Genomic DNA, 25,753 nt, shown 5'->3' with positions numbered 1-25,753 from the left:
GAACACCAAGTCGTACCTGGGACGTGCCGCGACCACGCCGACGAAAAAGCCCCGAACCGCATCGCTGCAGTTCGGGGCTTCTTCTTCTGTGCGCCCGAAGGGATTCGAACCCCTAACCTCTTGATCCGTAGTCAAGTGCTCTATCCGTTGAGCTACGGGCGCATGTTCAGTTATCCAACTGGTCTAGCAGAACGGTAACGATCTACCGTTCGTGGCGGAGGCGAGAGGATTTGAACCTCCGGTCCCGGTGAAAGGACAAGTCATTAGCAGTGACTCCCATTCGGCCGCTCTGGCACGCCTCCTAGGCTGCCGGCCCTCTCGGACCGCCGAGGAAAGAGATTACACACGGCAAAGGCCAGAAGGCAAAACGGCTGGTCGACGCCTCCGGTTCGCGCGGCGTTCGCGTAGAAGATGCTTGTTGCTCTTCAGCGCATGAAGCTGTCGAACCAATCGAAGATTCGGGTCTGCGCGTCGACGAGCGCGGCCGCTGCGGGGTCGCTGTGATCGGAACTGCCGGGTTGTTCGCGGGGATGATCGGCTCGGTGCTTCAAGCCCGAATAGCTGACGACGTTCGTGGCCACTGAGGCACGCGTGGCGGCGTCGCGAAGGGCTTCGATGTGATCCGGTGGGGTGTGGGGGTCGTCCTCGCCGTAGAGACCGAGCCAGGGGGCCTGCAGCTTGGGTGCGGCCTCGACCAACGCGACCGCGTCGGAGTTGAGCGGCTCGACGATGCCCGCTGCCGCAACACTGACCGCCGCCCCGACCGGACGACTGGTGGCCACGATCAACGCTGCCGTACCTGCATCGTCGAACCCGATCACCCCGACACAATCGGGGTAGACACCGCGCTGGACGAGCCAGTCGGAGGTGGCGTCGAAGTCCGCGAAGAGGTCGTCTCCGAAAACTTCCTTCTCGTCGCCGTGGCCTCGATGGAACAGGTTCGGCGCGACGGCGAGCCAACCTTCCAACGCCAGTGCACGGAGGAGGTCGAGTAGAGACTCGGGCACCTCACGCGCCTCGTGCAGTACGACTATTCCGCCGCGAGGTGGTCCATCGGGTTCGACGGCGATCAGCGGTACTTTTTCCTGCGGGGGAGATTCGTGCGCGGACGTATCCACCTCGTCGTCCGCGCCGATGGTCGGCGCGGTGGCGGAACGAAGGACTGCGGCGTCGCTGAAGATTCCCGACATACTTAACGAAGATAGGACGATCTGCCCCGCCGCGCACAGCAATATCACGGACGCGCAGAAGTCAACCCCGAACCTGGGCGCATAATGGCAGCCGTGACCGCGCGCATCCGCCCCGACCTCGACGCCATCCCCGCCTACGTTCCCGGCCGCACCTTTCCTGGTGCGATCAAACTGGCGAGCAACGAAACGACGCAGGGACCGCTGCCGAGCGTGCGCGACGCGATCGCGGAGGCCGTCGGCGGCGTCAACCGCTACCCCGATAATCGAGCGACCGCCCTCGTCGAGTCACTGGCGAAGAAACTCGGCGTTGCCACGGAGAACGTCGCTGTCGGAAGTGGTTCCGTCTCGCTGTGCCAGGAGGTCGTTCAGATCACCTGCGGCCCCGGCGACGAAGTTCTGTTCGCCTGGCGCTCGTTCGAGGCCTACCCCATCGTCACCAGCGTCGCAGGCGCGACACCCGTCTTGGTTCCGTTGACCGCCGACCATGTGCACGATCTCGACGCGATGCTCGCCGCCATCACCGACCGCACCCGGCTGATCTTCGTCTGCAACCCGAACAACCCGACCGGAACCGTGGTCCAGCGCGAGAGGCTCGAAGCGTTTCTCGACGCGGTACCGTCGAACATTCTCGTGGTCCTCGACGAGGCCTACTTCGAGTACACCCGACCCGACGCAGGCAATCACACCGACGGAGTGGAGTTGGCACGCGGACGACGCAACGTGATCGTGCTGCGGACGTTCTCGAAGGCCTACGGACTCGCCGGCTTGCGGGTGGGCTACGCGGTGGCCGATCCCGAGGTGATCACGGCGCTGTCGAAGGTGCGGATCGCATTCGCCGTCAGCACCGTGGCACAGCATGCGGCGGTGGCGTCGTTGGAGGCGTCGGCGGAGCTGCTGGCCCGGACCGATGCCCTCATCGTGGAACGGGACCGGGTACGAGACGCTCTCGTTGCGGGCGGCTACGACGTCGGCGCATCACAGTCCAATTTCGTCTGGCTGCCGCTGGCCGAACGCTCGGGTGAATTCGCCGCTGCTGCAGCCGAACAGGGCGTACTGCTGCGCGCCTACGGAAACGACGGAGTGCGGGTCACCATCGGCGACCCGCACGAGAACGACGCGTTTCTGAAGTTCGCTCTACAGCCCTAGCGCGCGCTCGAGCGTAGGCCAGGATTCGCGCAGGTCGTCCTGCCAGTACGGCCACTGATGGATGCCGTAGGGGCGGTAGACAACCGTCGCGGGGATGTCCAGCGACCGGAGTCGAGTATCGAACACGGTCGTGCAGTACAGCGCGGCGGCTTCGAGTGGTCCGCCCATCAGCGCACCCTCGACTCCGCTACCACCGGGGCCGAGCTCGTACGGACCGGGCAGGCCGGTGCCGACGGACAGATAGACGTCCTTGCCGCGGAGTGCTTCGGCGTTACGTGACGGATCGTGCTCGACCCACTGGGGATCGGTGTTCTCGCCCCACATGTTGGTGGCATTGCCGCCGTTGGTGGCGACGGTGGCGCGCACCGCATCCTTGAAGTTGGTCTGCGAATTGTCGTAGCAACCGCTCAGTCCGGCGACGCCGGTGTACAGGCTGGGGTGACGGGTGATCAGGTCCATCGCGGCCTGGGCACCCATCGAGACACCCGAGATCGCGTTGGTGCCGTTGCCGTTGAAGCGCGCATCGATCAGCGGCGGCAGCTCCGACGTCAGGAACGTCTCCCACTTGTTCACACCGAGCACCGGATCCGGAACATTCCAGTCGGTGTAGTAGCTGCTCGATCCACCGACCGGGAGCACGACGTTGACCTGCTTGTCCGCGAAGAAATCGACGATGTCGGTCTTCTGTGTCCAGGTGCTTTCCTTGTAATCGGATTCCTTGCCGGCACTCACACCGTCGAGCATGTAGAGCGTCGGACGTGACACCGCTTGCGCGGCCGGAAGAAGAACCTGAACCTGGATGGCGCGGCCCATGGCAGGCGACTCCACCCACACCGCTGCGCGGCGGTCGGTCAACATGTCCACACGATCGATCCGTGCCGATGCCAGAGGCAGGGACTGAGCTGTGATTCCGGGAGCCACACCGCCGCCATCGGAACTGCCGGTACCGGGGAGCGGCTGCGCCCCGGCGAGACCCGACCCCAGCAGCGACACTGCCAGAGCAGTGCCCGCTACTGCCAACATTCGGCGGTGCATCAGATTGCCCATCCTCCCCCTGCGCACCCTCACGGGGCGCAACACGAACAACATCCGTCACTCAACGTACCCACCGATATGCGCGCACGCTAAAGCTGTGGGTTCGCTCACAATAGCCGCGCACATGCAGGTCCAAAAGTCCGCGTGATCCTTTGTTACATGTACTCGAGACAGAACGGCCTACCTGGTCGGATGCCCTCGTGGACACACTTTCCACGAGGGCACTCGATGTGACATTCGGTGGTCTTTCGGGGGGTCGATGTCACATCGAGTGGACCTCTGGGGGTCGATTCAGCCGCGGCCGGTTTCGCCCTGCAACTTGTCGATCATCTCCGAAGCCTGCGCCTTGTTGAGACCCTCGGGAACTTCTTCGCCGGCTTCCTGCGCAAGGGTGCTCAGGTAGCTCTTCTGTGGGCCGGTCATCGGCTCGTCACCGGTGACCCAATCGTCGGGATCCTTCTCGGGGTTCTGGTTGACCTGCTCGTTTTCGCTCATACGTTCGTAGATACGCCGAATCGGCAGGTTCCAAACACGCTCGGGTTTTGCTGGTCGCGACGTCGATCACCCGAATGACTTGATTGACAGTTCAATAAACGGTCGAGGATGCTCCAGATCACACCCCCTCGATTGGAGCCTCATGAAGACGAAGAATCTGCTGGTCAAGCTCGGCATCAGCGGCGCTATCGCTGCAGCCGTCCTGGTGTCCGCACCGGCCGTCGCCTCGGCCGATCCGATCACCGATTTCCTCTGCAACAGCGGTTCGGCTCAGTTCTGCCCGGTGCTCCCACCGCCTCCGGCCCCGCTGGCGGCACCCACTCCTGCACCACAGCCTCAAGGTGCTCCTGCCCCGGCACCCCAACAGGGCGGCGCCTTCCAGTACGAGAACTGCGATGCGGCCCGCGACGCCGGTGCCGCTCCGGTCTATCGGGACGAGTACGGCTACGGGCCTCATCTCGATCGCGACGACGACGGCATCGGCTGCGAGTAGCGAATTCGCACTTATGCGGGCAGATCATCGCGAAATGCCTGCATAAGTGCGATCTCGGCGGGCGGATACGCTCACTCGGTGAGACGACGCCAGCAACCTCCCCTGGCGAAGCGACACGGCCTGGACCCCGCGCGCATCCGAATGCCCGAGGACGGCACCTGGCGCACCGTCCGTGACTTCCTGACGGCGACCGAGTTACGAATCCCTGCACACCGGATCGACGCCATGTTCGACGCCGGCGAGATCGTCGACATGGGAGGTCCCGTCTCCTCCGACGCGCCGTACGTTCCCGGTGAGGCGGTCTGGTTCCACCGCGATCTGCCGTCGGAAACCGTTGTGCCCTTCGATATCTCGATCGTGTACCGCGACGACGCGCTGCTGGTGATCGACAAGCCCCACTTTCTTCCGACCATCCCCCGCGGCGGCCACATTCTGCAGACCGCGCTCGTGCGATTGCGTCTCGAACTCGACCTGCCACAACTGGTGCCCGCTCACCGACTCGATCGCGTCACCGCGGGCCTGGTCCTGTTCGTCGTCGATCCGACCCTGCGCGGCGCATATCAAACGCTCTTCCAGGATCGAAAGGTCCACAAGGAGTACCAGGCGATCGCTTCGTACGACCCCACACTGACCCTGCCCACCGCCGTTCGCAGCCGAATCGTCTCCGAGAGAGGACAATTCACGGCCCACGAGGTGCCCGGAGAACCCAACGCGCACACCACCGTCGAACTACTGGAGCATCGAGACGGACTCGGTCGCTATCGATTGACACCGTCGACCGGCCGCACTCATCAACTGCGACTGCACATGAATTCGCTCGGGGTGCCGATCCTCGGCGACGACCTCTACCCGACTGCCACCAACCGGGCCGTCGACGATTTCACTGATCCACTTCAATTACTCGCCAGTGCAATCGAATTCATCGATCCTATTTCCAAATCTGTGCGACGCTTCGAGACCGGATTGAGCCTGGAGCGTTGGGTGTCGGATGGCAGTCCATGACTGCCGTCGCCGCTGACTACTCGGGATTCCGGTCACGTTCGGACTTCACCAGTTCCTTTGTGCGCACCAGACGCAGCGCGGTGACCAACACGACGCCCCCGATGATGTTGAACAGCACCGTGTATCCGAACCAGTCGATCCACTCTCGATAACTCACGTCTGCGCCTGCGTGGATGGCTCCGAAGATCAGCAGGGAATCGAGAATCGAATGGAACATCTGCAACCCGGCGAGCAGGAAGCCTGCCCCCATGGCGGCGATGATCCGCGCGACATCCGACGTCGTACCCTGCTGCATGCGCGTCAGCAGCGTTATCGTGCTGCCACCGAGAACCGCCAAACAGACCGACCGAAGATCGAGCGGTGCGTGAACGAAATGCTGCGCGGATTCGGACAACACCTTCTGCCACTGCGGAAATGCGTGCGCTATCAACCACATCACGAGCCAACCACCCAGCAGATTCGCCAGCAGCGTGCCGATCCACAGCCTCGCGAGCTGCAGCGGAGTTCCGTTGCGGGCCACCACCGCGGCGATCGGCATCAAGAAGTCCTCGGTGAACAGCTCACCGTGTGCCAGGTAGATGGCCACCAGGCCGATGCCGAACGCCAGACCTGCCAGCAGATGGCTGCCGGTCTCGTCCAGCACAGCCAGATACGCCATCACACCCAGGGAAACTTCGAGCCCGCCGAACAATCCTGTGATCAGGACCGTACGCACGGTGCGATGCAAGCGCTCTGCACCTTCCTCGACGACAGCGTCGAAACTGTCCTCGAGCTCCTCTTCCAGAGGCCCCTCGTTGTCGCCGTCGTTGCGCCGCGCTTGTTCACTCATCAACAGGCAGTACCCACTGAGCCGGGATCGATACCAAGCAGGTCGCGACGGAGATCAGCTTCGACCGGGACAAACGAATCCGGTCCACCCATGCGGGTGGACCGGATTCCGAAACGAACGTGTGGCGGAAGCGGAGGGATTTGAACCCCCGGACGCTTTTACACGTCTCTCGCTTTCAAGGCGAGTGCATTGGGCCGCTCTGCCACGCTTCCGTGTGCGATCTTAAACGGCCCGGCGGGCCGAGGCCCAATCGCCCCTCGTCGTCCGCCGCTCATCGTCGCGGTGTGGAACCGGACGCGTCCATCGCGGCGTCGACCTTCTCGAAGATGTCTCCGAGCACCTCGAGTTCGTGGGGCGAGAGAATGTCGATGAGGTGCCGACGGACGCTGCGGACGTGGGTCGGTGCCGCCTCCGCCAATCGCCGACGGCCTTCCTCGGTGATCACCGCGAGCACGCCTCTGCCGTCGTTGACGCAGGTACTGCGAGTCACCATGTCCTGGAGTTCCATTCGCCTGATCTGATGCGTCAGGCGACTTCTCGAGGACAGGACGCCGTCGGCCAGCTCACTCATTCTGATGGAGCCGTCGATCGATTCCGACAACATCACCAGGATTCGGTATTCCGCCATCGACAGGTCGTGGCGATCCTGCAGATCCTTGTTCAATACCCCCATCAATCGTTGCCCGCCGTCCATATAGGCGCGCCATGCTTTCATTTCCGCAGTGTCGAGCCACTGCGGGTCCCCCCCGGGACCAATGGCTAATTCGGCCGTCACGCGTGTCATCTTAGGCAGGAAATCTACCCACGAGTAGGTTGACGCGGTTCGAGGCCCTGTTCGGTACAGCGCCCTAAGGTCAAAGAATGACCGATCCCAACATCGACCCGCCGTACGTCGCCGCCGCCGATCGCTACGAGTCCATGCTCTTCCGGCAAGTGGGGTCCCGCGGGCCGAGGCTACCGGCGATCTCACTGGGGCTGTGGCACAACTTCGGTGACGACGTACCGCTGATGAACCAGCGCGCGATCCTGCGTCGCGCATTCGATCTCGGTATCACGCACTTCGATCTGGCCAACAATTACGGCCCGCCGTACGGCAGCGCGGAGAAGAACTTCGGCCGCATCTTCTCCGAGGACTTCGCCGGATATCGCGACGAGCTGATCATTTCCAGCAAAGCCGGCTGGGACATGTGGCCCGGCCCCTACGGCTTCGGTGGCTCTCGGAAATACCTGCTGTCCTCGCTCGAGCAGTCGTTGACGCGGATGCGACTCGATCACGTCGACATCTTCTACAGCCACCGGCCCGACCACGACACCCCGATCGAAGAGACTGCAGGCGCACTGATCAGCGCTGTCCAGCAGGGCAAAGCGCTGTACGCGGGCATCAGCTCGTACAAGCCCGAGGGCACGCAGAAAATGGCGGACCTCCTCTCCGACGCGGGCGTTCCCCTGCTGATCCATCAGCCGAGCTACTCGATGGTCAATCGGTGGATCGAACCCGAACTGCTCGACACCCTCGATGCCGTCGGCGCAGGCGTCATCGCCTTCTCACCTCTGGCCCAGGGCATGCTCACCGACAAGTACCTCGACGGCGTTCCGTCCAATTCGAGAGCAGCGCAGGGCAAATCGCTGAATCCGGACTGGCTCACCGACGACCACATCGCGCACCTCCGGGCGTTGAACGACGTCGCCTCGACTCGCGGCCAGTCCCTCGCACAACTCGCCCTGAGCTGGGCCCTGCGCGACCCGCGCGTGACCTCGGTACTGATCGGCGCATCGAGCGTCGAACAGCTCGAGAACAACGTGGCGGCACTGCAGAACCTGGACTTCACCGATGCCGAACTCGCCGAGATCGACACGCATGCCGAGGACTTCGGAATCAATCTCTGGGACCTGTAGGTGCCTGCGGCAGTGGTGCGGGCGAGTGCCCCCTGGGGCACCTAACCGCACCACTGCTCATCTGGGTCGTGCCGCAGGCTCCACTCCTGCCGCCGGAGGCGCACTATGGAGACATGCGTGCCATCACACTCAAAGAATTCGGCGACCCCGACGTCATGGAATGGACCGAGGTTCCCGACCCACGTCCGAGCCGCGGGCAGGTGATCGTCGACGTCTCGGCCACCGCCGTCAACCGTGCCGATCTCATGCAGCGTCAAGGCAACTATCCGCCGCCCCCGGGTGCCAGCGACATTCTCGGACTCGAATGCTCGGGCATCATCTCCGAGCTCGGCGAGGGCGTCAGCGATTGGAACGTCGGCGACAGGGTGTGCGCCCTGTTGGCCGGCGGTGGGTACGCCGAGCAGGTCGCCGTACCCGCCACCCAGCTCTTTCCCATCCCCCAGGGCCTCGATCTGCATGTGGCAGCAGCACTTCCGGAAGTCGCATCCACAGTGTGGTCCAACCTGGTGATGGATGCACACATGCGCTCGGGCCAGGTACTGCTCGTCCACGGTGGTGGTAGCGGAATCGGAACTCACGCAATCCAATTGGCCAAGCAAATGGGCGTCACCGTCGCCGTCACCGCCGGCTCGAAGTACAAGCTGGACATGTGCGCAGACCTCGGAGCCGACATCCTGATCGACTACAAGAACCAGGACTTCGTCACCGAGATACGTTCACAGACACAGGATCACGGTGCCGACCTGATCCTGGACAACATGGGAGCGAAGTACCTCGACCGCAACATCGACGCCTTGGCCATGGACGGCACCGTCGTCACCATCGGCATGCAAGGCGGCGTGAAGGGCGAGCTGAACTTCGGAAAACTCCTCGCCAAGCGCGGCTCGGTGCACGCAGCCGGGTTGCGTGGCCGCCCCGAAACCGGGCCGTCGAGCAAGGCGAACATCGTCGCAGACATGACCGCGCACCTGTGGCCGATGATCTCCGAGGGCCGCGTCACTGCCGTCGTACACGCCGAAATCCCGATAACCGAAGCAGCGCAAGGACATCGAATGCTCGACGAGGCCGAGACCATCGGGAAGGTTATCCTGCGCGTGCAGTGATGTGCGCCTCAGGTCGTGCATAGAAGTTCGTAGCCCACTACGAACTTCTATGCACGTGCGGCGGAGCCGCTCCCGCTAGAGCGCGAGAGCGGACAACGCAGCCTGGAGCTGATCGATCTCGTAGCGGGTGGTGTACGGAGCCAGACCGATGGTGACGGCACCACCCTCGTCGTTGACGCCCAATGCGTCGAGCAACCGACTGCCACCGTGGACTCCGCTGACACTGCCGATTCTGGCCTGCGCGAGTTGCTCGGACACCTTCACCGCGGGAACACCATCGACGGTGAAGCTCAAGGTAGGAATACGCGTCGGCGCATTGCCGAGCACCATGACGTGGTCCAGGGATTCGAGCGCCTTCATCAGGTAATCGAACAGGCCGTCGTGGTAATGCTGCAGGGATCCGATCGACAGCTCGAGGCGCTCGCGACGCGTCCCGGTCGCTGCGTCGTCGAGATTGGCCAGATAGTCGATGGACGAGACCACCCCCGCCAACAACGCGTACTGATGCGCGCTGACCTCGAGCCGCTGAGGCCCCTTCGCCGACGGGTTCAGCGACATCGAAGGCAACTGTTCCAGGAGCGTCGGATCGCGGAAGATCAGCGCACCGACCGACGGCCCGCCCCATGCGGCGGTGTCGATCGCGACGACGTCGGCTCCGAGTTCCTTGATGTCGACGTGGGCGTAGGGGGCCGCTCCGGCCGCGTCGACCACGATCAGCCCACCGACCTCGTGCACCAGATCCGCTGCGACCCGAACATCGGGTGCACTGCCGACGATCGGCGATGCCGCAGTAACCGCGACGAGCCGAGTGGTCGAGGTGATGAGGTCATCGAACTGCCACGTGGGCAACTCGCACGTATCGATTTCGACCTCGGCCCATCGCACGTGCGCGCCGGATCTGCTGGCGACCCGCAGCCACGGCGCGACGTTCGCTTCCTCGTCCAGTCGCGAGAGCACCAAGCCGGTTCCGAGCCCCAGCCGCGAGCTCATCGAATCCGCGAGCCAGGACAGCAGCGTCGCGCGGTCGGGACCGATGACCACACCGGACGGATAGGCACCGACGAGATCGGCGATGGCGACGCGAGCGGATTCCAGGAGAGCTGCGCTGCGCTTGGCCGCGGTGTTGCCGGCCGAATGATTGGAGGCACTGTGCCGGAAAGCGGTGGACACGGCGGTCGACACGCGGTCCGGGATCAGCATGCCCAGCTGAGGGTCGAGATGAATCCACCCGTCGCCGAGCGAGGGGATGGACCCTCTCACTCGCGCGACGTCGTAACCCATGCCGGACACTCTAAGCGCCGACCGGTGCAGCATGTGTTCCACGTCCTGTTTCGCCAGGGAACGGTTGCCCACCTCGCACGCTCGATCCTCCCGGCCTCCACTTGTTCCCGACGACCGAACCAGGATAATCGCCCCAGACGATCGCGCAACGGCGAGCGAGGCGTAAAGATGGATATATGACTCAATCCGAGCCGAACAGTGCGCCCGACGACCACGTTGTTGTGATCGGCCCCAACGGAGAACCGCTCGCCCTGAGCCGCGAGGAAGCGACGGCCGCTGCGGCCCGCGCCGCCGGATCCTCCACGAACGATGGATCGGACGATGGATCCGGCCTGTCGGAGATGGTGGAGCAGCCGGCGAAGGTGATGCGTATCGGCACGATGATCAAGCAGCTTCTCGAGGAAGTGCGCGCCGCACCGCTCGACGACGCGAGCCGGACGCGGCTGAAGGAAATCCACAAGTCCTCCATCCACGAACTCGAACAGGGCCTGGCACCGGAGCTCCGCGACGAGCTCGAGCGCCTGGTTCTGCCCTTCGGCGACGACGTGGTCCCCACCGACGCAGAACTGCGCATCGCGCAGGCTCAACTCGTCGGCTGGCTCGAAGGCCTGTTCCACGGCATCCAGACGGCCCTGTTCGCTCAGCAGATGGCCGCGCGAGCTCAACTCGAGCAGATGCGGCAGGGCGCGTTGCCTCCCGGCGTGATGGGCGCTCCTGGTGGCGCAGGTCACGGTGGTAGTGGCACCGGCCAGTACTTGTAAAGAGTCGACACCTGTGAAGAGGTAGTGTCGACCGTCGTGTCGGCACCAGCGAAGGATCCCGAGAGCGAGGCAGGAGAACAGATGCCTGCTCCGGTTTCGGACTCACAGACTTATCGGCGCGCGTTCGGCGACCTCAGAACCGGTTTCGCTCAGCGCGAGCTGTGGCTGCATCTCGGCTGGCAGGACATCAAGCAGCGGTATCGCCGATCGGTGATCGGTCCGTTCTGGATCACCATCGCCACCGGTGTGCAGGCGATCGCCATGGGCCTTCTGTATTCGGTACTCCTGGACATCGACCTGCGGTCGTTCCTGCCGCACGTCACCGTCGGTCTGATCATCTGGAACCTCATCAGTGCCGCGATCCTCGAAGGCGGAGACGTCTTCGTCGCCAACGAGGGTCTCATCAAACAGCTGCCCAGCGCGCTGAGTGTGCACGTCTATCGCCTGGTGTGGCGTCAGCTGCTGCTGCTCGGCCACAACATGCTGATCTACGTGATCATCATCGCGATCTTCTGGCCCGAGGGCGGTCTGCACTGGACCGTGGTCTTCGCGATCCCGGCGCTGGTGCTGATTCTGCTGAACGCGATATGGGTGTCGATCCTGTTCGGCATCGTCGCCACCCGCTACCGCGACATCGCCCCGATCCTCGGCAGCTTCGTCACGCTGATGTTCTTCATGACACCGATCGTCTGGACCACCTCGGGACTCGAGTCGATGGGCGGTGAGGCTGCGAATCGCGCCAAGCTCGTCGAGATCAACCCGCTCTTCCACTACCTCGACATCATCCGAGCCCCCCTGATCGGCGAGGATCAGCAGGCGTACCACTGGTACATCGTGCTCGGCTTCACCGTCGTCGGATGGGCGCTGGCCATTCTCGCTCTCAAGAAGTACCGGGCCCGCGTGCCCTACTGGGTTTAGGGGTCAGCAGTTGTCCATCAGCATCAGTACCCATGACGCATGCGTCGACTTTCCGATATTCGACGCCAAGACGCGGTCGCTGAAGAAGGCATTCCTCGGTAAGGCCGGCGGTGCCATCGACCGCAACTCCTCCGACGTCGTCGTCGTCGAAGCGCTCAAGAACATCACGATGAACCTGAAGGACGGCGATCGCGTCGGACTGGTGGGACACAACGGCGCGGGCAAGTCGACGCTGCTGCGTCTGCTCTCGGGCATCTACGAGCCGACGCGGGGCAGCGCCACCATCCGCGGCCGCGTCGCGCCGGTGTTCGATCTGGGCGTCGGTATGGACCCGGAGATCTCCGGCTACGAGAACATCATCATCCGCGGCCTGTTCCTGGGTCAGACCCGCAAGCAGATGCTCGCGAAGATGGACGAGATCGCCGACTTCACCGAACTCGGTGACTATCTCGACATGCCGCTGCGCACGTATTCGACGGGCATGCGCGTGCGCGTCGCGATGGGCGTGGTCACCAGCATCGACCCGGAGATCCTGCTGCTCGACGAGGGCATCGGAGCCGTCGACGCCGAGTTCATGAAGAAGGCGCGTCATCGGCTGCAGGAGTTGGTGAAGCGCTCGGGAATCCTGGTGTTCGCCAGCCACTCCAACGAGTTCCTGGCTCAGTTGTGCGACACCGCGATGTGGATCGATCACGGCCAGATTCGCCAACAGGGCGGGATCGAGGACGTGGTGCGGGCGTACGACGGTGATGACGCGGGAGACCACGTCGCCCAGATCTTGAAAGAGATCGAGCGGGAGGACGCAGGAGTGAAGCCTGCGGAACGACCAGAGGATACGGCCGGTGGCTGACAAGATCGTCGGCGTCATCGTCACGCACAAGCGGCGTGAGTTGCTGGCGCTGTCGCTGGACGTGATCGGCGCGCAGACGCGTCCGCTCGACCATCTGGTCGTCGTCGACAATGCCGATGAGCCCGCTGTACGCGAACTGGTGGAGTCGATCGACCTGCCGACGACGTATCTCGGCTCGCAGCACAATCTCGGCGGTGCAGGCGGGTTCGCGCTCGGGATTCTGTATGCGCTCTCCCTCGGTGCCGATTGGGTGTTTCTCGCCGACGACGACGGCCGCCCCGAGGGCCCGCAGGTACTCGAGACTCTCTACGACTGCGCCATCACACACGGACTCGACGAGGTCTCCCCCGTCGTCTGCGACATCGCCGATCCGGACCGATTGGCTTTCCCGTTGCGCCGCGGCGTCGAATGGCGTCGGCTCCGGTCCGAATTGATCGACCCGGCGAACCCGGACGACGATCTTCTCGAAGGCATCGCGTCGCTGTTCAACGGCGCTCTGTTCAAGGCGTCGACGATCGATGCGGTGGGCGTGCCGGATCTGCGCCTGTTCGTCCGCGGCGACGAGGTGGAGGTGCACCGTCGGTTGCAGCGCTCGGGCCTGAAGTTCGGTACCTGCCTCACCGCCGCCTACGTCCACCCGAACGGGGCCGAGGAGTTCAAGCCGATCCTCGGCGGCCGGATGCACACGCAGTACCCGGAGGACGCGACCAAGCGCTACTTCACGTACCGCAACCGCGGCTACCTGATGTCGCAGCCAGGTATGCGAAAGCTGCTGCCGCAGGAGTGGATTCGCTTCACCTGGTTCTTCCTGATCACCACCCGCAACCCGAAGGGTCTGGCCGAGTGGTTCCGGCTGCGCGGGCTGGGGCGTCGGGAACACTTTCGTCGACCGTAGAGCCGTCCACCATGGGGTGCGCGCACCCGCGTGATACCGCTACCGTGTGCCCATGACGGAACCTCGGAAGCTCGCTGATCGCATCAAGTCGTCGGCACGGGAGAAGCTTCAACGAGCGATCGGCGAGGTTCTGGCTCAGCAGACCGCGCAGCTGGCCGAGCAGACGAGCGATCAGCAGGCGAAACTGCTCGACGTCCTCGAACGCCAACGACGCGAGATCGACGATCTGCACGCGTTCATCCGCGGTCTCGAGATGCGGATGCGTCGGGACATCCCGTACGCCTCCGACGTCGAAGCCGCCGCCCAGAGCGCAGAATTCGCCGAAGAGATGATGCCGCAGGCCCCGACGTTCCTACGGCCGCACGCGACGCTGCGCTTCGCCCTCGGCGAGGTCTCCATTCGCGGTATGGCGCTCGAGTTCGGCGTCGCCAGCGGGACCACGCTCGAGATCATCGCCGAGGAATTGAGCGCGCGGAAGGACATCACCGTCGTCGCCGGATTCGACGTCTTCTCCGGCCTACCCGAGACGTGGCGCACGGGCTTTCCGAAGGGCCTGTTCGAGCAGGACACCATCCCCGAAGTGCCGGGCGCGCAGATCGTCCCCGGCCTGTTCGAGGACTCGCTGCCGGGCTTTCTGAAGGGGCACCACGAGAAGTTGGCGTTCCTGCACCTCGACGCGGACCTGTACTCGTCGACGGTCACCGTGCTGGATCTGGTGGCCGATCGACTGGCTGTTGGCACCGTCATCGTGTTCGACGAATACTTCAACTTCCCCGGCTGGCGCAACCACGAATACCGGGCGTGGACGGAATTCGTCGCACGCACCGGCACCGAGTTCGACTACCTGGGCTACACCGCCGACAACGAACAGGTCGTCGTCCGTATTCGCACGGCCCCGAAGGTCCGCGCGAACTAGCTACTGCCCGTACAGGCGAGCCCAGTTCTCTCGGCTCGTGAGCTGCGGCACGGCGGCGCGGTAGGACGCGGCGACCGTCGGCGTCTCGGTGCGCAGACGCTTGAGTGCGGTGACGCCGCGCTTGAGCAGTTCGGTCGCATGCGCCTTGTTGCGCTTGCGAACTCGGACGCCCTCCTGCGAGCGATCGGTGACGATGGCGTGGGAGAACAGCGACACGTGCCACCAGTGGGCATCGTCGGCCGAGATGGCGACCGGGCCCGGATTCACGGTGCCACGCCACTGATTGAGCACGCGCTTGGCCAGGACCGCGAACTCCATGCTCTTCTTCGGATGCGGACCGGCGGGAGTGATGAACATATCCGCCGGACGCACACCCGGAACGTCATTGGCGTTGTGCCGCTTGGTTTCTCCGTAGGCAGCCCGCTCGCGCCGGATGGAACCGGCAGCGTCCATTCCGCCGTCGAGCAGATAATCCGGACCGGCCAGGAAGTCCTCGACGGCCTTGATCAGCGTGTACGCCATGCCGTACTGCATCGACACCAGGTAACGCAGCAGATCGGTGAACAGTTGCTTGGCGAGCGCCTTACCGTCGAGTTCGATGTGCAGGGCGGCGGTGATCATGCCGTTGCGCAGGTTGAAGTAGCGGTGCCACTCGTCCCAGTCCTTCCACGCGAAGTCGGCATGCCACACAGCTGCGCCCGGGAGCGTCACGGTGGCGAATCCGTTTGCACGCGAGCGGTATCCGTACTCGATGTCGTCCCACTGGAAGAACAGCGGCAGCGGGTAGCCGACCTGCCCGACGATCTCGGACGGGATGAGGCACGACCACCAACCGTTGTAGCCTGCGTCGACCCGGACGTCCTGCTGACGCTTGCGCTTGAACGCACTCTTGTCCGAGATCGCGTTCTTGACGTGCACTCCGGCTTCGAGCTTCTGCAGGTTCGCCACCTCGGCACCGACGTGCACGCGATCGGGGTGCAACAGGTACAGCATCTGGGCGCCGATGATCGCCGGCTCGACGGTCATGTTGGCGAACGAGTTCATGCGCACGATCGCCTCGGGTTCGCACAGCACGTCGTCGTCCATGAAGATCACATTGGCCGGGTCGCCGCCCTTACCCTGCACCTCGTAGAGCCCGCGGGTGAATCCACCTGCGCCGCCGAGGTTGGGCTGAGTGATGTAGACGAGCTTGCTGCCGAGCTCCGCCGCGACGCGCTGGAACTTCTCGCGCGTCTGCACCTGATCGGTGCCCTGATCGACGACGTAGACGTTGTCGACCCCGAGCAGGGCGATGGGATCGTCGGCCATGGCAGCGACGGTGTTGGCGCAGTCGTCGGCGCGGTTGAACGTGCAGATCACCACCGAGGTGGGACGCAGCTTCTCCGGCGCGGCGACGGTCCATTCCGCGTCCTGCACCGACAATTCGGTCGAGGTCGTGGTGAAGCGGACGTACAGCGCACCGCCGTCGAGGAACTGCGTGGTGGCGACGGGGACGGCCACCTGAGTCGACGCGTTCGCGGAATCGACCGTTGTACTGGCCATCGTGCGCTCGTGGCCCTTGTAATCGGTGGCCACCAGATCGATCCGACCGGCACCGGCGACGCTCGCCCGGAACACCACCTCGGTGACGGTGGTCCACCGCTGCCAGTAGCTGGCCGGGAACCGTCCGAAGTAGCTGTTGGTGTGCACCACGCTGCGCTTGGCGATCCGAGCGCCCGTGCGGGTGCGCTCGGCGTTGCCCTTGCCGACCGAGCTGTACATATCGGCACTGACCAGGGGCGACGGACCGTCGAACAGCAGTCTCTGGACTGTCAGTTCGGGCTCACCGTCACCGCCGGCAACAGCCGACGAATTCGACGCGGAGCCGAGACGATCGAGAGCAGTGCCGTCCATACCGAGAAGTACCCCATCCAGTTCGAGTAGTGGCTCTGTGCGGCCGTGGAGAGAAGAAGACCACTGACCATGGTTGCACAGCCCCCGACCGATCCGTCCGACGCTCGCCGTCTACTCCGCTTCCCGCACCCTCGCCATCAGCACGCGAGCGGCGTCGACCGGGTGCGTGTACGGCCACCAGTGGCCCGCATCGACCCGGTCGACGCGCAGGTCGGGGATCCATCGATCCAGACCGTCGGTGAGGTTGGGCGAGAGCATGCGGTCGTGTGTCGGGACGACCACGGTGGTCGGGACGGCGCAGCGCGGGACGGGTCCGCCGAGCAGACGCCTGAGCACGTTGGCGCGGTACAGGGCGATGCCGCGCTGCTGGTCGGCCGCCGTCGGGGTCGGCTCGCCCGCGGCATTCAGGCGCGCCAGCAATCCCGGAACCCGGGTGCCCAGCACGGGCACGTGGAACCCGAAGACGTACCAGGACCGCGCCAACTGGCCGAGCAGCGACGGCCAACGCTGCGGTCGCACCAGCCGCGCCCGCGCCACCTGCCGCAGGTGACCCAGGCTCGGGCCCGATACCGACGTGTACGACGCGAAAGCGGTGGATGCGCGAGGCGAGGCCATCGCCTCCCACATCTGGACCGACCCCCAGTCGTGGGCGAAGACGTGGACCTTCCCGGTCAGCCCCGGTATCGACTCGACCACCGCGAAGGCGTCGCGCGCCAGTTGCTCGATGGACACGTCCGCTGCGGGCTCGAGCGCGGACGCTCCGCTGCCTCGCGTGTCGTAGGCGATCACCCGGACCCGGTCGCCGAGCTCGGCGATCAATGGATCGAACACATGGCGGTTGTCGGGATAGCCGTGCACCAGCAGTACCGTCGAGCGCGCCTCCGGGTTCCCGTGCTCGACGACGGGAAGTTCTGCGCCGGGCGTGCGCACCGTCCAGTGGGTCATCCCGCGTCGCTCAGGGCCTGCAAAGTGCCACCGCGCAACAGGTGCGCAATCATCCTCAGCCGCATGGCCTCCTGTTCGGGCTGCGGGTGCACCACGGCGGCCAACGCCTCGCCGTCGAGCAGATGCACCACGCTGAAGATCACCGTCTCGAGATGCCGTGGGTCGAGCGCGCCTGCGATCGGTAGTGTGCGAGCGAGTTCGGCGATCTGCTCGTGATAGCGAACAGTGAAGGGCTGCAGCCTCTCTCGCAGCTCTTCGTCACTGCGGGCTGCGGTCAGGAGCTCGTACCACGCACCGTTGATCGGGGCTCGGCACGCTGCCCTGAGCAGTTCGAGGCAGTGTTCGATCGACGCGCTACCGAAACCGGACAGGCCATGACGGAACTCGACGAACTGGCGGCGACGAACCTCGTCGGCCGCAGCGACGATCAGGTCGAGCCTGGTGTCGAAATGTCGGAACATGGCACCGGAGGACACCCCGGCGCGGCCGACGATCTCACTGACACTGGTTGCGGCATAGCCCTTCTCGCACAACGACGCGATCGTCGCGTCGAGCAACTTTCCGATCGTCTCGGTCCGGCGCTGCTGTTGACTCGGGCTCACACACGCTCCCGGCGACGAGGAGCCGTCGGGGTACCCGCCCGCAGGAAACTGCCGGCCCGCTCCGACACACCGAACCACGGAGCGAAGGTGCCGCCGGAGAACACCACTCGGCCCGCGACCAGAGTGGCGGCGACAGCGCGGTCGTTGCGGTTGACCATGCGGCTCAGGCCCCCGAACTCCGGCATGGTCTCCTCCCGATAGGCCAGGACCTCCTCGTCCAGCCCATTCGGATCGATCACCACGATGTCGGCTCGATCACCCACCCGCACGTGTCCGGCGTCGACACCGTAGAAGTCGGCCAATTCGCCGCTGAGCTTGTGCACGGCCTTCTCCACGGTCATGAACGGCCTGCGATCGCTCTGCGCATCGTGCACGCGGTGCAGCAACCGGATACCGAAGTTGTAGAACGCCATGTTGCGCAGATGAGCGCCTGCGTCGGAGAACCCCACGGTCACCCCGGGCTGGTTGATCAGCTTGTCCATCTGACGCTTGCGATGATTCGCCACCGTGGTGTGCCAGCGCAGTTTTCGTCCGTGTTCGACCACCAGATCGAGGAACGCGTCCACCACGTGCACACCGCGCTCGGCCGCGACCTCGGCGACGTTCTTGCCGACGACCGACGCGTCGGGACACTCGGTGATCTCGGCGTCGGCGAAGTCTCGATGCCAGACGCGTGAGCTGAACTTCTTTTCGAAGTCGGCGCGGAACCAGCGGCGGTACGCCTCGTCCGAGAGCAACTCGTTGCGTCCCAACTCTTCTCGTAGATGCAGAGCCGCTCGGCCCGATCCGAACTCCTCGAACACCACCAGGTCGATGCCGTCGGAGTACACGTCGAACGTGGTGGGCAGATGCTGCCAGCGGAACTGGCCCCTGCCCGGTCCGTTGACCATGCGCGCGAGCGGGCCGAAGACGCGATGAATCCACGGCGACGCCTTGGCATCGGCCGCCGCCAGCAGCGAGATCTTGAGCGGAGTGCGGCCGATCCCGGTGGCCGATGCGAGGAAGAACAGCATGTCGTACTTGGTGTTCAGGTTCGGAATGCTCTGCAACAACCGGCCGCGTCGACGCAGGATCTTGTGCAGCGCACGGAACTCGCTCCACCGCGCGTACGAGGACGGCAACGACCGAGACCGGTACCGATCGCCGTCCAACTTGTCCCACGGGTTCGTCATCGTCGACATCCCGAGCAGTCCGGCATCGAGTGCCTGCTCGAGCGCGTCCGACATGGCGCGCCACTCCTCGCGGGTGGGCCGCTGACTGCGATCGGTCGAGCGATCCAAGCCCATCACGTGCGCCCGTAGATCCGAATGTCCCACCAGAGCAGCGATATTGGGACCGAGAGGCAGTCGTTCGAGCGCAGCGATGTACTCGTCGGGGCTGGTCCACGTCTTGTGCGTATCGACGGCTTTGAGCACATGATCTCGCGGCAGCGCCTCGACCCGACTGAACAGATCCGCGATGTCGACCGGAGTGGAATAGAGCGTCGACAACGAACAGTTCCCCAGCAGAACCGTCGTGACCCCGTGCCGGACGGACTCTTCGAGACCCGGGCCGACGAGCACCTCCGCGTCGTAGTGGGTGTGCACGTCCACGAAGCCCGGGGTGACCCACTTGCCGGTGGCGTCGACCACCTCGGTCGCCGGACCCACCTCGAGCGGCGTGGCCGACACGGCCCGCACGACACCGTCGACGATGCCCACATCGGCTCGCACTCCGGGACCGCCGGACCCGTCGTAGACGGTGCCGCCGGTGATGACGACGTCGAAAGCAGTGTTCGAGTTCAATGTGACCTCCGTCATAGTGTCACGTCAATCTAACTTAGAGAGTGATCGCTCGCAATAGTCGGTTTTCCGCCAACACCTGCGGGTCACACGCGTCGACGTTTCGGTTCCCGGACACCTCGGGAGCTACAGTCGGGTGTCTTTGCCCGCACTCACGGAGTTGACCCTTGACCCCCACGGATACCCAGATCGCGCGCGCCGCCCTGCCCGACAGCAGGAGAGAGCGCCTCGCGTGGGGAGCAGCGGTCGCTGCAGTCGTCGTTCTCGGTTACCTCCTTGTGCTCAGCGTCGATCCCCGCTTCTTCTACATCGACGACACCGAATCGGGTGCCGTACCCAACTGGCTCCAGCTCGGACGCATCATGCGCGACGGGCACTTCCCCTCGCTGGTGCTCGATCAGTGGATGGCAGGCAACTACCCGGTCGAGGGCCAGGGCGGCCTGTGGAATCCCGTGCAGATGGCGATCAACTACATCTCGCCGTCGATCGACAACTTGGTGCTGCTGGCCACGGTCGTCAAACTCGGATTCTCGATTCTGTTGGCCTGGGGCGTCTTTCGCGTCGCTCTGGCCTACGGAGCGCGGGCGAACTGGGCCGCGGTAGCGGGCGCGAGCGCACCGTTCGTCGGCTTCACGCTGTTCTTCGAGAACACCTCGTGGGTGACCGCACTGATGGGTACCGCGTGGATCATGAACGCGTGGGCGAGCTCGGTGTCCTACGCCCGCGGCCGCACCGGCCCCATCGTGCCGTTCGTCTTCCTCTACCTCGCCATCAGCGTGGGATACGTCCACGCCGCGGTGATGGCCGGAGTCATGATCGGATCCGTCGCGATCGGCGAACGCCTGTTCCAGCGGCTGTGGCGTCCGGCAGTGAAGGTGTGCGCCGTAGGCATCGCCGCCGCGGCCTGCGGGGCCGTCACGTTCCTGCCCGGCGTGCTCACCTCGGCGGTCACCTGGCGTAGCGGCGACGAAGGCACGTTCAACGACAACTTCCTGACGGCACCGTGGTCGGAATCGCTGACCGCGAGCATCCCGACCGCTGTGACCAGCATCGAATCCTGGGCGGGCGAGACCACCGAATCGCCGGTCACCTACATCGCCTGGTTCGTGGTGCCCGCGCTGGCGTTCATCGCATGGCGTCGAGTACCCGCGGCTCTGCGCGAGCTGGCAGCCCCGCTGATCATGCTGGCGTTCGCCCTGATCTTCACCGCGGGCCCCAGCGACATCGGACCGATCCGCTGGCCCGCCCGCATCCTGCCGTTCGTCGCCCTCGTCGCGCTGATTCTCGTGGTCACCCTGATCAGCCGGTACGGCACTCTCGACAAGCTACGGCCCCGGCTGCTCGCCGCCGGCCTGTTGACGCTGGTGCTGCTGCTGCGGGCCGGTTCTTCGGGCCCGGAGTTCTTCGGCCGCCATGTCCTCGCTGCGCTGGTGATCCTGCTCGTCGGAGCACTCGCCCTGCTGTTGGCCCACCGGTTCTCCACGCGCGCGACCGCGGCACTGCTGCTGGTGACCATCGCGCCGGTCGCGATGTACCAGGTGGCCACCTACGAACCACCCTTCGACAAGTGGTGGCTGCCCGCGTCCCAATCCGAGGCCAAGGCCGAGTTCCCGCAGTGGCAGGGCGCGACTCTGCAACTCGGCAGCCGTGCGCTCACCGAGACCGAGGCCGACGGACCCGACGACCCCAAGCTGCCCTGGCACTCCCAGGTGTACGGCAACTCCGCCAAAATCATGGGCCTGGACTACGTCAACGCGTACACCCCGGTCGGATATCTCGACTTCGCCAACCTGCTGTGCTTCGAGCACGAGGGATCGACCTGCGAGGACGCCTTCCGGCGCGTGTTCGAGATCGAGCCGTACACCGGCAAGACCTACGCCGATCTGATGCAACTCGATCGAATCGTGCTGCAGAAGAACCAGTATCCGCTCGCGAATGCACGGCCCGCACCCGCAGGCTGGGAGTGGGTGACCGCTCCCACGCCCGAGTCCGCCCGCCAGATCTACGTCCTCGAACGCGTCGACGGACTGATTCCCGCCACGTCGGGACGCGTCGTCGCGACCGTGAACGCCACGGCCGAACCTCGATCGTCCGACGCCGACTCCGAGCACGTCGACGTCAGCGCTCCGAACGGCGGCAGCGTCGTGTTCTCCCGTCTGGCCTGGCCCGGCTACACCGCGACCCTGAACGGTGAAGAGCTGCAGACCAAGGGCTTGGCCGACATCTTCCTCTACGTCGACCTGCCGCCCGGTACCGAGAACGCAGATCTGCACATCACCTTCCGGCCGCCCGGCGAACGTCTCGGACTCGCCGCGATGGCGGGCGGGGTGCTGCTGCTGGTCGGTCTGGTGGTACTCGATGTGCGACGACGCAGAAGCCCTGCCGCGCCGGAGTTCGATGGCGACAGCGGGAACGGATAGGGTAGGCCCTCGTGATGTCCGACGATTCTGTTGCTGATCCGCACCGCATTTCCATCGTGGTGCCGGTCTACCAGGGTGAACGGACCCTCAGTGCGTTGATGGACGAGATCCTTCCGTTGACGCAGGTGACTCACACCCCCGTCGGGCGGCCGATGATCGTCGAGGAAGTTCTGCTCGTCTTCGATCACGGACCCGACGATTCCGCTGCGGTGATCAGGCGGCTGACCGCTGCGCACCCGTTCGTTCGTGGAGTGTGGCTGAGTCGCAATTTCGGCCAGCACCCCGCCACCCTCGCCGGCATGGCGTCCAGCGGCGGCGAATGGATCGTCACGATGGACGAGGACGGGCAGCACGACCCGGCAGCCATCGGCGGCATGCTCGACACCGCCCTCGACCGGCAGTCCACAGTCGTCTACGCCAAGCCCACCAACGTCGCACCGCACGGACTGTGGCGCAACACCGCCTCCCGCGGCGCGAAATGGCTGATCGCCAAGGCCCTGGCCGGGGACAACACCGTCGACTATCAGAGCTATCGCCTGGTGCTCGGTGAGGTCGGCCGCTCCGTCGCGGCCTACGCCGGTTCGGAGGCGTACCTGGACATCGCACTCGGGTGGATCGCGGGCGACGTCACGACCAGCCCGGTGGCGCTGCGCGAAGAGGTGGACCGTCGATCGGGCTACCGCCTGCGCACCTTGCTCTCGCATTTCTGGCGGATGGTGCTCTCGAGCGGCACCAAGGGCCTGAGGCTGGTCAGCTTCATCGGCATCGCCTTCGCGGTACTCGGCCTGATTCTGGTGGCCTACGTACTGGTGTCGTACTTCGTCTTCGACTCCGGTGCCGAGGTGCGAGGCTGGGCATCGACGATGGTGATTCTGCTGTTCGGCTTCGGGGCGACTCTGTTCTCCCTCGGCGTGGTGGCCGAGTACGTGGGCGTCAACGTCAAGACGGCCATGGGCAAGCCGCCGTACCTGATCGTCACCGATCCGGGAAACGGCCCCCTCGGACGCACCGCGCCTGCAGGATCAGTCGAAACTCCACAGTCGACCGACAACACACCGTCGGCGTGACCGCAACGCACACGTGGATCGTCGGCAGCGGCGGACTCCTGGGCGCTGCGGTGACCCGCGAGGCCGGTCGTCGCGGGCACCGAGTGCACACCAGCACCATCCCGTGGTCGGACAGGGAATCTGCCGAACAAGCTCTGCTGCAGCGCTGTTCGGAGTTCTTCGACTCTTTCTCCGACGGTACGTGGAACGTGATCTGGGCCGCCGGTGCGGGTGTGAACGGAACCAGCGCAGCGCAATTCGCCGAAGAGAACGGCCTGATCCGAGCCGTGTTGGCGCGCATCGAAAGTGCCGCCGGCGACCGCGCGGGCACCGGAACCGTATTCCTCGCTTCGTCCGCCGGAGGCGTCTACGCCGGTGCGACCGGAGCCCCGCATCACGAAGGAACACGGCCGGTTCCGTTGGGCGACTACGGCTTCGCGAAACTACAGTCCGAGGCCATCGCGACCGAGTTCGGGGAACGCACCGGGATCAACGTGGCCATCGGTCGGTTCGCGAACCTCTACGGGCCCGGCCAGAACCTCGCGAAGCCGCAGGGCCTGATCTCACACCTGTGCCGGGGCTACCTCATGGCCTCACCCGTCTCCATCTACGTACCGATGGACACGTTGCGGGACTACCTGTACGTGTCCGACGCGGCGGAGATGGTCGCCGACACTCTCGGTATGTCTGCCACGCAACGACACTCGCCGACGATCAAGATCTTCGCCTCCGGTGAGGCCGTCACCATCGGCTCGATCCTCGGAGCCTGCCGGACGGTGTTCCGCCGTCGACCGAACGTGGTGCTGGCGGCGTCGCCGCTCGCGGTGTTCCAAGGTCGCGATCTGCGACTGCGCTCGACGGTCTGGCCGCAGATCGATCGTCGAACGCACCGCACGTTGCCCGCAGGAATCGCCTCCACACTGTTCGCGACCCGTGAGGCATTGGGGGTCGGTCGATGACCGAACCACAGACCCCCGCTCCCCCGGCCGGGATGAACGGCGCACCGGGGCCGCTGATGCGCATCGTCAAGAATCAGAAGATCGCGTTCCTGCTCGTCGGAGGCGTCAACACTGCACTGGGTACCGCGTGGTTCATCTTGTGGCAGTTGCTGATCGGTGAGCGATACGGATATCACGCCGCGATCGTGCTCGGCTACCTCTGCAACGTGCTGTGCGCGTTCGCGATGTACCGATACCTGGTGTTCCGCGTGCGTGGGCACTTCCTACGCGATCTGCTGCGCTTCTTCGTCGTGAACTTCGGCGCCTTCGTCGCCAACATCTCCCTGATGACGATCGCCGTATCCGTCTTCCACTTCCCGCCCATCCCTTCACAATTGGTCGTCACAGCAGTGATGGCAGTCGTCAGCTTCTTCGGCTACCGCGACTTCTCGTTCCGCAGAAAGAGCCAGGCCCCCACACCATGACACCCCGTGTATCCGTCGTCGTCCCGGCGTACAACAACGCCGAGTACCTGGCCGAGACCATCGATTCGATTCTCGCCCAGACCTTCACGGACTTCGAGCTGGTCATCGCCGATCATTCGTCGACCGATGGCACCCTCGCCGTCGCGCAGAAATTCGACGACCCGCGCATTCGTGTGCTGACGACCCCGGCCGGTGGCGGCGCGCAGGCCAACTGGAATCGGGTCACCGAAGAGGCCACCGGCGAATTGATCAAACTCGTCTGCGGCGACGACACCATCGCGCCCACCGCGTTGGCGACTCAGGTCCAAGCATTCGACGACAACCCGACCGCCGTTCTGGTCGCCTCTCAGCGGACGTTGATCGACGCCTACGGCAAGACGGTGATCGCCGCCCGCGGGCTCGGCGGCCTGCACGGAACGGTCTCGGGTCGAGTTGCCGCGCGAACCGCAGTCCGAGCCGGCGCCAACATCTTCGGCGAACCCGGCGGCGTCATGATGAAGCTCGCGGAGCTCCGCGAAATCGGGCTGTGGGACAACAGCCATCCCTACCTGATCGATCAGGCCACGTTCATCGCTGTCGCGCTCCGCGGCGACATCGTGGCAATTCCCCGACCACTGGCATCGTTCCGCATCAACTCGGGGCAGTGGAGTGTGGAGCTTGCGACGCAGCAGGCACGTCAGGCCGCCGACTTCCACCGCTCACTACAGGCCAGCGACCCGAGCCTGTTGTCCGACAACGACGTTCGCATCGGAAACGCCAAGGCACTGATGACGTCGTTCATGCGTCGCGCGGTGTACCTGCTGCTGCGCCACCGGATGTCGCGCAGCAGCTAG

The 25,753-nt window shown here is 64.8% G+C and carries 25 protein-coding genes and 3 tRNA genes; 15 read left to right on the top strand and 13 right to left on the bottom strand.

Annotated features, from left to right (window positions below):
- Nucleotides 1-89: 89 nt before the first annotated feature.
- The 3 genes from CH276_RS23750 to CH276_RS23740 all read right to left on the bottom strand — a co-directional run bounded on the left by CH276_RS23750 (nucleotide 90) and on the right by CH276_RS23740 (nucleotide 1,190).
- Nucleotides 90-162 (bottom strand) — tRNA-Arg (locus CH276_RS23750).
- Nucleotides 163-212: 50 nt separating this feature from the next.
- Nucleotides 213-302: transfer RNA gene (locus CH276_RS23745), tRNA-Ser, on the bottom strand.
- Between the two features lie 123 nt (nucleotides 303-425).
- On the bottom strand, nucleotides 426-1,190 hold the full coding sequence (locus CH276_RS23740) for a dienelactone hydrolase family protein (RefSeq protein ID WP_045198051.1): 765 nt from the start codon (nucleotides 1,188-1,190) through the stop codon (nucleotides 426-428).
- 93 nt (nucleotides 1,191-1,283) lie between these two features.
- Here CH276_RS23740 and hisC point away from each other — a divergent pair, with 93 nt between their 5' ends.
- Nucleotides 1,284-2,336: a histidinol-phosphate transaminase gene (gene hisC, locus CH276_RS23735; RefSeq protein WP_094632163.1), complete on the top strand. Its 1,053-nt coding sequence runs from the start codon at nucleotides 1,284-1,286 to the stop codon at nucleotides 2,334-2,336.
- Here the strand turns inward: hisC and CH276_RS23730 are convergent.
- The gene (locus tag CH276_RS23730) at nucleotides 2,325-3,371 is read right to left on the bottom strand and encodes an alpha/beta hydrolase (RefSeq protein WP_094632165.1); all 1,047 of its coding nucleotides are present in this window, start codon (nucleotides 3,369-3,371) and stop codon (nucleotides 2,325-2,327) included. The two genes, hisC and CH276_RS23730, sit on opposite strands and share 12 nt — an antisense overlap.
- A gap of 291 nt (nucleotides 3,372-3,662) precedes the next feature.
- Nucleotides 3,663-3,866, bottom strand: a complete 204-nt coding sequence (locus CH276_RS23725; protein ID WP_032395510.1) for a DUF3072 domain-containing protein — start codon at nucleotides 3,864-3,866, stop codon at nucleotides 3,663-3,665.
- Between the two features lie 142 nt (nucleotides 3,867-4,008).
- Here CH276_RS23725 and CH276_RS23720 point away from each other — a divergent pair, with 142 nt between their 5' ends.
- Together CH276_RS23720 and CH276_RS23715 are read left to right on the top strand one after the other, a co-directional pair.
- Nucleotides 4,009-4,359 carry an excalibur calcium-binding domain-containing protein gene (locus CH276_RS23720; protein ID WP_094631903.1) on the top strand — a complete coding sequence of 117 codons (351 nt, stop codon included), beginning with the start codon at nucleotides 4,009-4,011 and terminating at the stop codon, nucleotides 4,357-4,359.
- 78 nt (nucleotides 4,360-4,437) lie between these two features.
- The gene (locus CH276_RS23715) at nucleotides 4,438-5,361 is read left to right on the top strand and encodes an RluA family pseudouridine synthase (protein ID WP_176459413.1); all 924 of its coding nucleotides are present in this window, start codon (nucleotides 4,438-4,440) and stop codon (nucleotides 5,359-5,361) included.
- A gap of 16 nt (nucleotides 5,362-5,377) precedes the next feature.
- Here CH276_RS23715 and CH276_RS23710 read toward each other — a convergent pair whose 3' ends face one another.
- The 3 genes from CH276_RS23710 to CH276_RS23700 form a co-directional block, all read right to left on the bottom strand.
- On the bottom strand, nucleotides 5,378-6,190 hold the full coding sequence (locus tag CH276_RS23710; RefSeq protein ID WP_094631901.1) for a formate/nitrite transporter family protein: 813 nt from the start codon (nucleotides 6,188-6,190) through the stop codon (nucleotides 5,378-5,380).
- 122 nt (nucleotides 6,191-6,312) lie between these two features.
- A tRNA-Ser gene (locus tag CH276_RS23705) sits at nucleotides 6,313-6,402 on the bottom strand.
- A gap of 59 nt (nucleotides 6,403-6,461) precedes the next feature.
- Nucleotides 6,462-6,974: a MarR family winged helix-turn-helix transcriptional regulator gene (locus tag CH276_RS23700; RefSeq protein ID WP_045198045.1), complete on the bottom strand. Its 513-nt coding sequence runs from the start codon at nucleotides 6,972-6,974 to the stop codon at nucleotides 6,462-6,464.
- A gap of 77 nt (nucleotides 6,975-7,051) precedes the next feature.
- Between CH276_RS23700 and mgrA the strand changes: the two genes are divergently transcribed.
- Both mgrA and CH276_RS23690 read left to right on the top strand, forming a co-directional pair.
- The gene (mgrA, locus tag CH276_RS23695; RefSeq protein ID WP_094631899.1) at nucleotides 7,052-8,086 is read left to right on the top strand and encodes an L-glyceraldehyde 3-phosphate reductase; all 1,035 of its coding nucleotides are present in this window, start codon (nucleotides 7,052-7,054) and stop codon (nucleotides 8,084-8,086) included.
- A 113-nt stretch (nucleotides 8,087-8,199) separates the two neighbouring features.
- Nucleotides 8,200-9,189 (top strand): NAD(P)H-quinone oxidoreductase, encoded by a 990-nt coding sequence (locus tag CH276_RS23690; RefSeq protein ID WP_094631898.1) that lies wholly within the window; start codon nucleotides 8,200-8,202, stop codon nucleotides 9,187-9,189.
- A gap of 75 nt (nucleotides 9,190-9,264) precedes the next feature.
- Here the strand turns inward: CH276_RS23690 and CH276_RS23685 are convergent, their stop codons facing one another.
- On the bottom strand, nucleotides 9,265-10,470 hold the full coding sequence (locus tag CH276_RS23685) for a cysteine desulfurase-like protein (protein WP_032395644.1): 1,206 nt from the start codon (nucleotides 10,468-10,470) through the stop codon (nucleotides 9,265-9,267).
- Between the two features lie 176 nt (nucleotides 10,471-10,646).
- Between CH276_RS23685 and CH276_RS23680 the strand changes: the two genes are divergently transcribed.
- From CH276_RS23680 to CH276_RS23660, 5 genes are read left to right on the top strand one after another with little or no spacing between them, the layout of a single operon-like run.
- Nucleotides 10,647-11,231 carry a bacterial proteasome activator family protein gene (locus CH276_RS23680; RefSeq protein ID WP_032395518.1) on the top strand — a complete coding sequence of 195 codons (585 nt, stop codon included), beginning with the start codon at nucleotides 10,647-10,649 and terminating at the stop codon, nucleotides 11,229-11,231.
- 36 nt (nucleotides 11,232-11,267) lie between these two features.
- Nucleotides 11,268-12,149 carry a galactan export ABC transporter permease subunit Wzm/RfbD gene (wzm, locus tag CH276_RS23675; RefSeq protein WP_094632161.1) on the top strand — a complete coding sequence of 294 codons (882 nt, stop codon included), beginning with the start codon at nucleotides 11,268-11,270 and terminating at the stop codon, nucleotides 12,147-12,149.
- A 10-nt stretch (nucleotides 12,150-12,159) separates the two neighbouring features.
- Nucleotides 12,160-12,999 (top strand): galactan export ABC transporter ATP-binding subunit Wzt/RfbE, encoded by an 840-nt coding sequence (wzt, locus tag CH276_RS23670; RefSeq protein WP_045198036.1) that lies wholly within the window; start codon nucleotides 12,160-12,162, stop codon nucleotides 12,997-12,999.
- Nucleotides 12,992-13,894 (top strand): galactofuranosyltransferase GlfT1, encoded by a 903-nt coding sequence (gene glfT1, locus CH276_RS23665; RefSeq protein ID WP_094631897.1) that lies wholly within the window; start codon nucleotides 12,992-12,994, stop codon nucleotides 13,892-13,894. The genes wzt and glfT1 overlap by 8 nt, the downstream gene beginning before the upstream one ends.
- Nucleotides 13,895-13,946: 52 nt before the next feature.
- Nucleotides 13,947-14,810 (top strand): TylF/MycF/NovP-related O-methyltransferase, encoded by an 864-nt coding sequence (locus tag CH276_RS23660; RefSeq protein WP_094631896.1) that lies wholly within the window; start codon nucleotides 13,947-13,949, stop codon nucleotides 14,808-14,810.
- Here CH276_RS23660 and CH276_RS23655 read toward each other — a convergent pair whose 3' ends face one another.
- The 4 genes from CH276_RS23655 to CH276_RS23640 form a co-directional block, all read right to left on the bottom strand.
- On the bottom strand, nucleotides 14,811-16,703 hold the full coding sequence (locus CH276_RS23655) for a glycosyltransferase (protein WP_094631895.1): 1,893 nt from the start codon (nucleotides 16,701-16,703) through the stop codon (nucleotides 14,811-14,813).
- A 111-nt stretch (nucleotides 16,704-16,814) separates the two neighbouring features.
- Nucleotides 16,815-17,648 carry an alpha/beta fold hydrolase gene (locus CH276_RS23650; protein ID WP_094631894.1) on the bottom strand — a complete coding sequence of 278 codons (834 nt, stop codon included), beginning with the start codon at nucleotides 17,646-17,648 and terminating at the stop codon, nucleotides 16,815-16,817.
- Nucleotides 17,645-18,250, bottom strand: coding sequence for a TetR/AcrR family transcriptional regulator (locus CH276_RS23645; RefSeq protein ID WP_094631893.1), 606 nt, complete (start codon nucleotides 18,248-18,250; stop codon nucleotides 17,645-17,647). The genes CH276_RS23650 and CH276_RS23645 overlap by 4 nt, the downstream gene beginning before the upstream one ends.
- Nucleotides 18,247-20,049 carry an N-acyl-D-amino-acid deacylase family protein gene (locus CH276_RS23640; protein ID WP_094631892.1) on the bottom strand — a complete coding sequence of 601 codons (1,803 nt, stop codon included), beginning with the start codon at nucleotides 20,047-20,049 and terminating at the stop codon, nucleotides 18,247-18,249. Before CH276_RS23640 ends, CH276_RS23645 begins: the two co-directional genes overlap by 4 nt.
- Before the next feature lie 149 nt (nucleotides 20,050-20,198).
- Between CH276_RS23640 and CH276_RS23635 the strand changes: the two genes are divergently transcribed.
- Genes CH276_RS23635 through CH276_RS23615 form a run of 5 tightly spaced genes read left to right on the top strand, consistent with a single transcriptional unit; the run spans nucleotide 20,199 to nucleotide 25,753 of the window.
- The gene (locus tag CH276_RS23635; protein WP_094631891.1) at nucleotides 20,199-22,451 is read left to right on the top strand and encodes a hypothetical protein; all 2,253 of its coding nucleotides are present in this window, start codon (nucleotides 20,199-20,201) and stop codon (nucleotides 22,449-22,451) included.
- Between the two features lie 14 nt (nucleotides 22,452-22,465).
- Nucleotides 22,466-23,518: a glycosyltransferase gene (locus tag CH276_RS23630; RefSeq protein WP_176459412.1), complete on the top strand. Its 1,053-nt coding sequence runs from the start codon at nucleotides 22,466-22,468 to the stop codon at nucleotides 23,516-23,518.
- Nucleotides 23,515-24,456 (top strand): NAD-dependent epimerase/dehydratase family protein, encoded by a 942-nt coding sequence (locus tag CH276_RS23625; RefSeq protein ID WP_094631890.1) that lies wholly within the window; start codon nucleotides 23,515-23,517, stop codon nucleotides 24,454-24,456. Before CH276_RS23630 ends, CH276_RS23625 begins: the two co-directional genes overlap by 4 nt.
- The gene (locus CH276_RS23620; RefSeq protein WP_032395526.1) at nucleotides 24,453-24,920 is read left to right on the top strand and encodes a GtrA family protein; all 468 of its coding nucleotides are present in this window, start codon (nucleotides 24,453-24,455) and stop codon (nucleotides 24,918-24,920) included. Before CH276_RS23625 ends, CH276_RS23620 begins: the two co-directional genes overlap by 4 nt.
- On the top strand, nucleotides 24,917-25,753 hold the full coding sequence (locus CH276_RS23615) for a glycosyltransferase family 2 protein (protein WP_032395527.1): 837 nt from the start codon (nucleotides 24,917-24,919) through the stop codon (nucleotides 25,751-25,753). The genes CH276_RS23620 and CH276_RS23615 overlap by 4 nt, the downstream gene beginning before the upstream one ends.

This window comes from Rhodococcus sp. 06-470-2 (assembly GCF_002258235.1).
Taxonomy (GTDB): Bacteria; Actinomycetota; Actinomycetes; order Mycobacteriales; family Mycobacteriaceae; genus Rhodococcoides.
The sequence above is the reverse complement of the archived record's forward strand: the minus strand, read 5'-3'. Positions and strand labels throughout refer to the sequence as shown.

Coding starts and splice junctions, on each gene's coding strand:
- CH276_RS23740 (WP_045198051.1), bottom strand. CDS start 1,190: ATGTCGGGAATCTTCAGCGACGCCGCAGTCCTTCGTTCCGCCACCGCG.
- CH276_RS23730 (WP_094632165.1), bottom strand. CDS start 3,371: ATGCACCGCCGAATGTTGGCAGTAGCGGGCACTGCTCTGGCAGTGTCG.
- CH276_RS23725 (WP_032395510.1), bottom strand. CDS start 3,866: ATGAGCGAAAACGAGCAGGTCAACCAGAACCCCGAGAAGGATCCCGAC.
- CH276_RS23720 (WP_094631903.1), top strand. CDS start 4,009: ATGAAGACGAAGAATCTGCTGGTCAAGCTCGGCATCAGCGGCGCTATC.
- CH276_RS23710 (WP_094631901.1), bottom strand. CDS start 6,190: ATGAGTGAACAAGCGCGGCGCAACGACGGCGACAACGAGGGGCCTCTG.
- CH276_RS23700 (WP_045198045.1), bottom strand. CDS start 6,974: ATGACACGCGTGACGGCCGAATTAGCCATTGGTCCCGGGGGGGACCCG.
- mgrA (WP_094631899.1), top strand. CDS start 7,052: ATGACCGATCCCAACATCGACCCGCCGTACGTCGCCGCCGCCGATCGC.
- CH276_RS23690 (WP_094631898.1), top strand. CDS start 8,200: ATGCGTGCCATCACACTCAAAGAATTCGGCGACCCCGACGTCATGGAA.
- CH276_RS23685 (WP_032395644.1), bottom strand. CDS start 10,470: ATGGGTTACGACGTCGCGCGAGTGAGAGGGTCCATCCCCTCGCTCGGC.
- CH276_RS23680 (WP_032395518.1), top strand. CDS start 10,647: ATGACTCAATCCGAGCCGAACAGTGCGCCCGACGACCACGTTGTTGTG.
- CH276_RS23660 (WP_094631896.1), top strand. CDS start 13,947: ATGACGGAACCTCGGAAGCTCGCTGATCGCATCAAGTCGTCGGCACGG.
- CH276_RS23655 (WP_094631895.1), bottom strand. CDS start 16,703: ATGGACGGCACTGCTCTCGATCGTCTCGGCTCCGCGTCGAATTCGTCG.
- CH276_RS23650 (WP_094631894.1), bottom strand. CDS start 17,648: ATGACCCACTGGACGGTGCGCACGCCCGGCGCAGAACTTCCCGTCGTC.
- CH276_RS23640 (WP_094631892.1), bottom strand. CDS start 20,049: ATGACGGAGGTCACATTGAACTCGAACACTGCTTTCGACGTCGTCATC.
- CH276_RS23630 (WP_176459412.1), top strand. CDS start 22,466: ATGTCCGACGATTCTGTTGCTGATCCGCACCGCATTTCCATCGTGGTG.
- CH276_RS23620 (WP_032395526.1), top strand. CDS start 24,453: ATGACCGAACCACAGACCCCCGCTCCCCCGGCCGGGATGAACGGCGCA.
- CH276_RS23615 (WP_032395527.1), top strand. CDS start 24,917: ATGACACCCCGTGTATCCGTCGTCGTCCCGGCGTACAACAACGCCGAG.